Here is a 9,432-nt window from a genome sequence, read left to right as displayed (position 1 = left end):
TCCAACCCCACCCAAGCCGCATTTTGCTGATCACTTTCAACAGCCGCATGAATAAATTGCACGCCTCTAACCCCAACAGATACCGTCGGATAGTCTGGAGTTTCAATGGGGGTTTTTGTTTTAAATGCATTTAAATGTGTTGCAAAGTTTTTATAGACATTGGCAAAGGCTTCCAAATAACCTTCTGGATGCCCAGCGGGAATTCGAGACGCGGCTAATGACAGTGGGTAAAGATCATTCCCATTAGACGTGAAAATCATTTTCGGTTGATCGAGCCATCTTGTGATCAGTTCATTTGGTTTTTCCTGATGCCATTCCAAACTGCCTTTTTCGCCATAAACCCGAATAGAGAGATTGTTTTCTTCTCCCGCGGCAATTTGAGATATGGACATAATTCCTTTGGCGCCATTTTCCAAGCGCAGCAAAATATTACCATCATCATCCAAAACACGGCCTTTACCGAATCGTCCTAAATCGGCAGCGAGTTCTTTAACTTTTAATCCTGTAATATATTCTACCAAATTATGGGCATGGGTTCCAATATCCCCTAAAGCACCGCCAAGCCCAGATTTTGAAGGATCAACACGCCAAGCCGCCTGTTTATTATCTGAATCCTCAACCGCAGTAGCCATCCAACCTTGTAAATAATGGACTTGCACTTTTCTGATCGCTCCAAGATCTCCATTTTTAACCATGGCTTTGGCTTGTTTAACCATGGGACTTCCTGGATAATTATGGGTCAACGCAAAAAGTAGTCCGGTCGATTTCACGAGCTCCTCTAATTCTTTTGCTTCATCTTCAGTTAAGGTCATCGGTTTGTCGCACACGACATGAAAACCATTTTCTAATGCTAATTTTGCTGGCGCAAAGTGCATATAATTTGGTGTGACAATAGCCACAAAATCCATACGGAGATTTTCAGGTAGCGCTTTTTCTTTAAGAATCATTTCTTCAAAACTGCCATAACATCGGTCTTCAGGCAATAATAGGTCTTTACCCGAAGCCTTTGATTTTTCAGCCGTGCTGCTGAATGCGCCACAAACCAATTCAATCATTCCATCAAGGGTCGCAGCTTTTCTGTGGACATCGCCAATAAAAGAGCCAATGCCGCCACCAATCATTCCCATTCTTAATTTTCTCATGTTTTTCTGTATGTTTTGATAGTTTACTATGCTATTGATAGCTGTTTATATAGAAATTCCTTGTGTTTTAGAATAATTCATTCAGAGACACGAGGAATTTCAATTAGAAAGGTAATGCCCAGGGATTTAAAAAGACTCGAGTCTACAATTCTTTAATCTTAATATTTCTAAACCACACATCGTCGCCATGATCTTGCAGACCGATATAGCCTTCGTTGGCTACATCTGCCCAATCTTTATTTAAGCTTGGAAACTTACTTCCTGCCACCAAGGCATTCCATTCTGGAGTCCATAAGTGATATTCCACTACATTGACCCCGTTTTGTTTATGAATCACAGTACCATTATAAACGGTAATTTCAACTTGATTCCATTCGCCTACAGGTTTTGCATTTTGTGGTTTTGCAGGAATTAAATCATATAACGATCCCGCTTGACGGTTACCATCTAATCCTAATTTGGCGTCAGGGTGTTTATCATTATCCAAAACTTGCATTTCAGGTGCTGTTTTCCAAACATAATCAAGGTCTTCCTGTCCTAGATAGAAGATGCCAGAGTTTCCTCCTTCAGAAATTTTCCATTCCAAACTCAAGGTGAAGTTTTTAAATTTCTGGTCATATATAATATCGCCACCATCTTTATTGCCCGCTTCGCCACGTCCAGATCCTATGCAACGGATGGCATCGTCTTCTATTTTCCAAGCTTCAGGAAAGTGGTCTTTTTTGTACCCTCGCCATCCGTCTGAAGAACTGCCATCAAAAAGAACGATCCAGTCATCGCTATCTTCAACAGCATCCACAGTTTCCTTTTCGGCTTCGGTTGTTTCCTTAGCTTTATCACTCTTGTCCTTACAGCCAAAAATCAATGGCATGAATACTAAACTTAAAATTGCAAGTGCACTTAATTTTTTCATGGGTTTACTATTATAGATTAATATTTTTTTAGATAAGTTTGATGTGATTATTTAGAAAGTTCTTTTCCTATTTTCAATAACAAATCGCGAGTTAATTCAATGCCCTTTTCCTCACTAACATTGCTGCCTTCAAATTCTACACCCATGAAGCCTCTATAACCAGAATCCTTGACAATTTTCAAAAAACGAGGATAGTCCAGCGTAGTTTCATTACCGTCAGCGTCAAAATCATAAGACTTGGCACTAACGCCCTTTGCATAAGGCATCATTTCTTCTACTCCTTTATATTTATCATATTCATCAATACATTTTCCATCCCATTTTCCGCCACCTTCACGTTTCACACAAAAATTGCCAAAATCAGGTAAGGTGCCACAGTTAGCCATATCTATTTTTTTCATGACCTGAACCAAAAGTCCGGCATTTGAAGAAAAACCACCGTGGTTTTCAACGATGATATTTATGCCTTTAGATTGACCATATTCCGCCAATCTTTTTAAACCGATGGTCGCATTTGCAATCCATTCGTCCTCATTATTTGAACCAAATAAATTGACCCGAATAGAATGACAGCCTAAAAATTGAGCCGCATCTACCCACTTTTTATGATTTTCAACAGCCTGATTTCTTTCTTTTTCATCTGAGGCCGCCAAATCGCCTTCACCATCGATCATGATCAATACATTTTCAACGCCATGTGCTTTACTCTTTTCTTTTAAAGCCTCCTGAAGCGCTTCCATCCCCATAGATTCCAGCTTTTTTGTATAAAGACCCGAAACATATTCTATTCCCTCAAAACCCATTGCTTTGGCTTTTTCAGCAAAGTCCAACGGATCTAATTCGTTATTCCCAATGGCTCGGTGTAAGGACCATTGCGCTAGTGACAACTTAAAAAATGGTTTGACATCATCCGTTACAACTTCTACTTGAACTGATTTTGCTAGATTTTCTTTACATCCAACAAAAAGTGACGTCACAAGAAAAAATAAACATAAAGGAATAAAAATCTTTTGGGTCATAATGATTTTGGTTTTATTAGTTTAATATTAATATTTTTAAAAAAAATAAAGGAAGATGAAAAATACTAAAGTTTCATCAGAATACTACTAATTTGACTAAGTTTAGACTTTAAAAATCTGCAACACCAAAATAATTAGGACTATTACTCCTGTATTTAGTAGGCTATTAATAGTTTGAATATATAAGTACACTATGATAAAAGAACATTACGACGCTATAGTCATTGGAACAGGAATTAGCGGCGGTTGGGCAGCGAAGGAATTATGTGAGGGAGGATTAAAAACCTTAGTGCTCGAAAGAGGACGCATGGTAAAACACGGCGATTATCCTACCATGCACAATGATCCTTGGGACACCGAATTACGTGGTGGCACCACAACGGAAGATCAGGAACGGCAAGAAAAACAATCCCGAACAGGCTATACCACCTCGGCAGAAAGCAAACATTGGTTTGTGGATGATATCAAACATCCTTATAATGAAACCAAGCGTTTTGATTGGATGCGAGGCTATCACGTAGGCGGACGTTCTTTAACTTGGGGGCGTCAAAGTTACCGCCTAAGCGATTTGGATTTTACCGCTAATCTTAAAGATGGCCATGGTGTGGATTGGCCTATCCGTTACAATGATCTCGCCCCATGGTATGATTATGTCGAAAAATATATCGGCGTCAGTGGCGAAGCCCTCGGAATTCCGCATTTACCAGACAGCATTTTCTCGCCGGCAATGGAATTGAATTGCGTCGAAGAAGAGTTTAAATCCCAACTTGCCAATAACTACGAGGATCGTTTGTTGACTATCGGACGCGTGGCTCATATTACAGGCGATCACGAACATAAAGGACGAAGTAATTGCCAATTTAGAAATAGATGTATTAGAGGCTGTCCTTACGGTGGTTATTTTAGCAGTAACGCTTCCACATTGCCAGCGGCGGAAGCTACCGGCAATATGACTTTGAGACCTGATTCAATTGTCCATGAAATCATCTATGACGACTCGCTAAAAAAAGCAACGGGTGTTAAAGTGATCGATGCTGAAACCAAGGAAACGCATATTTTTACTGCGGATATCATCTTTAGCTGTGCTTCCGCAATCCCGTCGGCGTCCATCTTAATGCAATCCAAATCAGAGCGTTTCCCCAACGGATTAGGCAATGACTCTGGCGAATTAGGACATAATATTATGGACCATCATTTAGGAGCAGGTGCCAATGCTGTAGTAGAGGGATTTGAGGATCAATATTATAAAGGACGTCGACCAAACGGTATTTATATACCACGATTCAGAAACTTAGGAGATAAAGCCACCGAACGCAAAGACTTTTTAAGAGGCTATGGCTATCAAGGCGGCGGCGGCCGATACGGAATCTCCGAACACGTTGCCGAAATTGGCTACGGCGAAAAATTCAAGGAGGCGATTTTAAAACCCGGACCATGGAGCATGGGCATTATGGGCTTTGGGGAATGTTTGCCTTATCATGACAATAAAATGACCTTGGATTATGACAAGCTAGATGAATGGGGCTTGCCGACCGTAACCTTTGATGCGGAATGGAAAGAAAACGAATTGATCATGCGTGAAGACATTAAACAGCAGGCCGCCGAGATGCTGGAAAAGGCAGGATTTAAAGACATCACGACTTATGACGTGCAGCATGCGCCAGGGATAGGCATTCATGAAATGGGCACCGCCCGTATGGGTAGAGATCCAAAAACATCCGTGCTTAATGCCAATAATCAAGTGCATGGCGTGCCGAATGTATATGTAACCGATGGGGCTTGTATGACCTCAGCGGGTTGCCAAAATCCGTCATTGACTTATATGGCATTAACCGCTAGAGCTGCACAGCATGCCATTGCACAATTCAAATCAAATAAAGTATAATTATGAACAGAAGAGACGCACTAAAAAACTTGGGATTATCCTTAGGATATGTTATTGCAACACCTACCATCTTAAGCATGCTTCAAAGTTGTACCACGCCAGAAGAAAAGTGGACGCCCCTATTTTTTTCTGACAAACAAGCCTATGTCTTACAGAATTTAGTGGACTTAATTTTGCCGAAAACGAAAGGTATTCCGGGCGCGCTAGATGTTAACGTACCGAAATTCATTGATCTTTATACCTCAGCAACCGCAACTGACGAACAAAAAGAAATCTATAAAACGGGTTTGGATGCTGTGATTGAAGAGTTGGGAATTCCAGAAGAATTGAATCCTCCAAATGAGAAGCCATTTACTTTGGAACCCGAAAAATTTGATGCCATTTTATCGAAATATCTTAGCCTTACAAAAGCGGAGCGGCTAGCCTATGCGGAACAAGAAAACATAGTTTTTGAAACGCTAATGAAAATTCGCGATCAGACAGTTTGGGCCTATAAATCAAGTAAGGAGATTGGCAAAAACGTGTTAGCCTATGATCCGATTCCAGGGCAGCAAAAAGGATGTGTTTCCGTGGAAAAAGCTACTGGAGGGAGAGCTTGGTCGCTTTAAAATCAAGCCAATTAGTGATTAATATTGATGTGTTGTTTTTTTATGAAATTATCGAAGGGTTGGAAATGACTTAAGGATAAAAGAAGGAGGACGAATGACGGAGGGCGGAGGACGAATAATATTAAATTTTACTATACCACACATCCATTCATACACATATACATCAGGTTTTTAAACGAGAAAATATCCGAATACAGTAAAAATATTTAAAAATTAATGAATATGTACAAACCGTCCAACCCAATTTTAATTGCATTAATTCTTTTATTAATCGTAAGCTGCAAATCAAAACCCGAAGCTAAAAACCGCGATGCTATTGTTAAAAAACAAGCTACGGAAAACTGGATCTCTTTATTTAATGGCAAAGATTTAGACGGATGGACGCCTAAAATCAAAGGCTATGATTTAGGCGACAATATTCACAATACCTTTCGAGTTGAGGATGGTGTCATTAAAGTTTCTTATGATGGTTATGATGGCAAGTTCAATGATCGGTTTGGTCATCTTTTCTATAAAACACCCTATTCCAATTATAAATTAAAAATGCAATACCGTTTTACCGGCGATCAAATTGCAGATGGAGCCGGATGGGCAACCAGAAATAGCGGCGTTATGATTCATGGTGAAGATCCTAAAAACATGGCTAAAGACCAAAGTTTCCCATTGAGCATTGAGGTTCAGATGCTAGGCGGACTGACCCAAGGCGTTGACCGATCCACAGCGAATTTATGCACCCCAGGCACCAACGTGGTCATGGATGGCCTGCTGATTACGGATCATTGTACAGAATCCAATTCCGAAACGTATCATGGCGATCAGTGGGTCAATTTGGAAGTTGAAGTCTATAACGATTCTTTAATCATCCATAAAATCAACGATAAAGAAGTATTGCGCTATTCAAAACCACAATATGGTGGCGCAGATATGGATGACTATAATCCAATGTATAAAAACAGAATTGGTGAAGCCATAAAAGGAGGTTATATCTCTCTACAAAGCGAAAGCCACCCCACCGAATTTAGAAATATTGAATTGTTGAAATTAGATTGATAAATAAACAGCTGCGTTTCACGAGTAAGATTAGCAACAGGTTTTATTACTAACTGATTTATAAAGCAAAAACCCAGACGAAAGTCTGGGTTTTTGAGGAATGCAATGCTGACAAAATGGTTATCCCAATTGCAGCAGAGGGATTTAAGCAATTGAGCTTAACACTTAATCACCCTTTTTTATAGATTGTTAGCCACAGTACTTCTATTCGAATAATGTCTTTATTGTACTCATCGGCAGAAACATTTTTCCGCTGTCAGGTAGTTTTATAAAACCGTATTTCTCGTAAAATCGTTCTGCATCTTCATCAATCGGATCAACTACGACAGCAAATGAGCCAATACTTTTAGAAATCTCGTAACTCCGTTTTAGTGCATCAATTAACAATAATTTTCCAACACCTTGTTTTTGAAAACGATTGTCAATCGCCAATCTTCCGAGTAGAGTAGTTGGTATAGATTTATATGAATTAGGTAGTTTTTTCTGAAATTCCGTAGGAATTAATTCTTGAGCTAAACTGTTATTAGCTAAAGTATAATACCCTTTTAATAAATTAGTTTCTTGGTCGTTGACAATGAAACAAGCAGATAATTTTCTTTTAATGTCCAGATTCGCCTGTTTATGCAAATAATCGTCAAGCATATCTTTTCCACAAGAAAATTCTTTTTCTCTATGATGAGAATTTAAGTTTTCTGTTAATTCGTTCATTTAGATAAAAGACCTTTATATTCATTTGCAGCGTTGATAAGACTTTTATTTGCTTTAGGTGGATTCGTGATTGCATCAAAAAATATTTGACTATCTTTTTTAGAAGCGATAATCTGCTCATTTTCAGAAATAATTTGCTTAGCTTTTTCTTGAACCGCTAAAACAACAAAATCAGTCAAACTTCTATAACCACCAATGCGTGCAGCTCTTTCAAAAAATACTTTTTGTTCTTTTGGTAGACGAGTATCAAATCTCGCTTTTTCTTCTTTTTTTATTTCTTTAGTTGACATAATGTGAATTATTAAACATACAAATGTACGGTAAAAAAGCGTACCAGCAAACCAAGTGTACGGTTAATATCTGTAATTATTTTACCGCATAGTGACCATATAAGGATACACCTTAGCTTAAAACGACTTTTATCATTCATCTATTCCACCCCCATCGCCCAGTCATCCCCTCTTGGATCAGCGGCGCCTTCAAAGGAACCATCAGGTCTTACCAGGATCGCTTCCACTCTTCCAATATTGCCGCGCTCTTTGACTACATGGCCCATAGCTTCTAATTCCTTTATTACGGCAGGATCCAAAGCTCCTTTTTCAGTGGAAATCCAATCTGGTTTCCATTGGTGATGGAATCTTTTTGCGGATACGGCTTCACTCATGGTCATGCCATGATCGATAACGTTCACGACAGATTGAAAAACCGAAGTGATGATGGTGGAGCCTCCTGGCGTTCCGACCACCATAAACAATTGGCCGTTTTTCTCGATAATGGTTGGCGTCATCGCACTGAGCATGCGCTTGTTGGGTTGAATGGAATTGGCTGCACCACCTAATAATCCATACATATTTGGAACCCCAGGCTTCATACTGAAATCGTCCATTTCGTTATTCAATAAAAAACCAGCGCCTTCCACAAAAACTTTAGAGCCGTAGCCATCATTGATCGTGGTGGTTAAAGAAATCGCATTGCCATCTTTATCGACAATGGAATAATGCGTGGTTTCTTCTTTTTCGACAATATTGTCCAACGCCATTGGTCGAACGGTTTCACTATCGGTTGCTTTTGACATATCTATTTGAGCGACTCTTGACGCGATATAATCATCATCCAATAATTCCTTAACCGGAACATCCCAAAAATCAGAATCTCCTAAATGCTCTGCTCTATCGGCATAAACCCGTCTTTCCATTTCGGTCATGACGTGAATGGTTTTTGCCGTTTTTGATCCAAAGTCAGACAATGGGAAATGTTCAGACATCTTTAAAAGCTGAACCAATGCAATCCCGCCACTACTTGACGGTGCCATGCTATGGATTGTATAATCTCTATAATTTCCAGTGATAGGCGTGCGCCATGCAGACTTATAATTTTTAAGATCTTCCAGAGTAATGATCCCATTCCCAGCTTGCATCTCGGCAACCAAAAGCTCGGCTGTTTTACCTTCGTAAAATCCTTTTCTGCCATCTTTTTTGATGCGCTTTAAAGTTTCGGCCAAATCCTTTTGTACCAATAAATCTCCAGCTTTCCATGGTTCGGCTTTAATTAAGGTAACCGTTTCTGGATTGCGATTGTTTTTCGTGAAATCCTCTTTATGGTAATTATAGTTTTTCGCTTGTTGCTCTGAAATATGAAATCCTTTTTCGGCAAGTTTGATCGATGGTTCAATCAAAGTAGCCAGTGGCAAGGAACCGAATTTCTCGTGCGCCAACAACATCCCGTCCACAGAACCAGGAACGCCAGAAGCTTTCTGTCCAAACAAACTTTCTCCTTCGATCACATTGCCGTCAGCATCCAAATACATGTCTTCATAGCCATTGCCCGGCGCTTTTTCTCTAAAATCCAACGAAAAAACTTCGCCATCATTTTTCCGATACATCATAAATCCGCCACCACCAAGGTTACCAGCCGAAGGATAAACTACAGCTAGGGCAAAATGTACGCCGACCATGGCGTCAACAGCATTCCCACCTTGCTTCAGAATTTCCATACCCACTTTACTGGCTTCTGGATGAGCAGAAACCACCATTCCATTATTTGATATTGCAGTTTTGCCGCCTTTAAAAGCTTCCGCCACGACGACTTTGCTTTCTCCACAAGCTAA

At 39.8% G+C, this 9,432-nt stretch carries 9 protein-coding genes; 3 read left to right on the top strand and 6 right to left on the bottom strand.

Going from position 1 to position 9,432, the window contains the following annotated elements; all coding sequences use genetic code 11:
* The 3 genes from ABIQ28_RS09970 to ABIQ28_RS09960 form a co-directional block, all read right to left on the bottom strand.
* The coding region (locus tag ABIQ28_RS09970) for a Gfo/Idh/MocA family oxidoreductase (protein WP_348036815.1) at positions 1–1,142 on the bottom strand (1,142 nt) is incomplete at its 3' end.
* A 142-nt stretch (positions 1,143–1,284) separates the two neighbouring features.
* The gene (locus ABIQ28_RS09965; protein WP_348036814.1) at positions 1,285–2,055 is read right to left on the bottom strand and encodes a DUF1080 domain-containing protein; all 771 of its coding nucleotides are present in this window, start codon (positions 2,053–2,055) and stop codon (positions 1,285–1,287) included.
* A 47-nt stretch (positions 2,056–2,102) separates the two neighbouring features.
* Positions 2,103–3,074 carry a sugar phosphate isomerase/epimerase family protein gene (locus tag ABIQ28_RS09960; RefSeq protein ID WP_348036812.1) on the bottom strand — a complete coding sequence of 324 codons (972 nt, stop codon included), beginning with the start codon at positions 3,072–3,074 and terminating at the stop codon, positions 2,103–2,105.
* Positions 3,075–3,267: 193 nt separating this feature from the next.
* Here ABIQ28_RS09960 and ABIQ28_RS09955 point away from each other — a divergent pair, with 193 nt between their 5' ends.
* The 3 genes from ABIQ28_RS09955 to ABIQ28_RS09945 all read left to right on the top strand — a co-directional run bounded on the left by ABIQ28_RS09955 (position 3,268) and on the right by ABIQ28_RS09945 (position 6,617).
* Positions 3,268–4,959, top strand: a complete 1,692-nt coding sequence (locus tag ABIQ28_RS09955; protein ID WP_348036810.1) for a GMC family oxidoreductase — start codon at positions 3,268–3,270, stop codon at positions 4,957–4,959.
* Positions 4,960–4,961: 2 nt separating this feature from the next.
* Positions 4,962–5,567, top strand: coding sequence for a gluconate 2-dehydrogenase subunit 3 family protein (locus ABIQ28_RS09950; protein WP_348036808.1), 606 nt, complete (start codon positions 4,962–4,964; stop codon positions 5,565–5,567).
* 222 nt (positions 5,568–5,789) lie between these two features.
* Positions 5,790–6,617 carry a DUF1080 domain-containing protein gene (locus ABIQ28_RS09945; RefSeq protein WP_348036806.1) on the top strand — a complete coding sequence of 276 codons (828 nt, stop codon included), beginning with the start codon at positions 5,790–5,792 and terminating at the stop codon, positions 6,615–6,617.
* 204 nt (positions 6,618–6,821) lie between these two features.
* Here the strand turns inward: ABIQ28_RS09945 and ABIQ28_RS09940 are convergent, their stop codons facing one another.
* The 3 genes from ABIQ28_RS09940 to ggt all read right to left on the bottom strand — a co-directional run.
* Positions 6,822–7,325 (bottom strand): GNAT family N-acetyltransferase, encoded by a 504-nt coding sequence (locus ABIQ28_RS09940; protein WP_348036804.1) that lies wholly within the window; start codon positions 7,323–7,325, stop codon positions 6,822–6,824.
* Complete coding sequence (locus ABIQ28_RS09935) at positions 7,322–7,615, bottom strand: DUF1778 domain-containing protein (protein WP_348036802.1); 294 nt, start codon at positions 7,613–7,615, stop codon at positions 7,322–7,324. The genes ABIQ28_RS09940 and ABIQ28_RS09935 overlap by 4 nt, the downstream gene beginning before the upstream one ends.
* Before the next feature lie 140 nt (positions 7,616–7,755).
* The coding region (ggt, locus tag ABIQ28_RS09930) for a gamma-glutamyltransferase (RefSeq protein WP_348036800.1) at positions 7,756–9,432 on the bottom strand (1,677 nt) is incomplete at its 5' end.

The organism is Gelidibacter sp. (assembly GCF_039916245.1).
Lineage (GTDB): Bacteria > Bacteroidota > Bacteroidia > Flavobacteriales > Flavobacteriaceae > Gelidibacter.
This window is presented reverse-complemented; position numbering and strand designations above follow the sequence as displayed.

Excerpts from the sequence above, each read along its gene's own strand:
- ABIQ28_RS09965 (WP_348036814.1), bottom strand. The coding sequence starts at position 2,055 with ATGAAAAAATTAAGTGCACTTGCAATTTTAAGTTTAGTATTCATGCCA.
- ABIQ28_RS09960 (WP_348036812.1), bottom strand. The coding sequence starts at position 3,074 with ATGACCCAAAAGATTTTTATTCCTTTATGTTTATTTTTTCTTGTGACG.
- ABIQ28_RS09955 (WP_348036810.1), top strand. The coding sequence starts at position 3,268 with ATGATAAAAGAACATTACGACGCTATAGTCATTGGAACAGGAATTAGC.
- ABIQ28_RS09950 (WP_348036808.1), top strand. The coding sequence starts at position 4,962 with ATGAACAGAAGAGACGCACTAAAAAACTTGGGATTATCCTTAGGATAT.
- ABIQ28_RS09945 (WP_348036806.1), top strand. The coding sequence starts at position 5,790 with ATGTACAAACCGTCCAACCCAATTTTAATTGCATTAATTCTTTTATTA.
- ABIQ28_RS09940 (WP_348036804.1), bottom strand. The coding sequence starts at position 7,325 with ATGAACGAATTAACAGAAAACTTAAATTCTCATCATAGAGAAAAAGAA.
- ABIQ28_RS09935 (WP_348036802.1), bottom strand. The coding sequence starts at position 7,615 with ATGTCAACTAAAGAAATAAAAAAAGAAGAAAAAGCGAGATTTGATACT.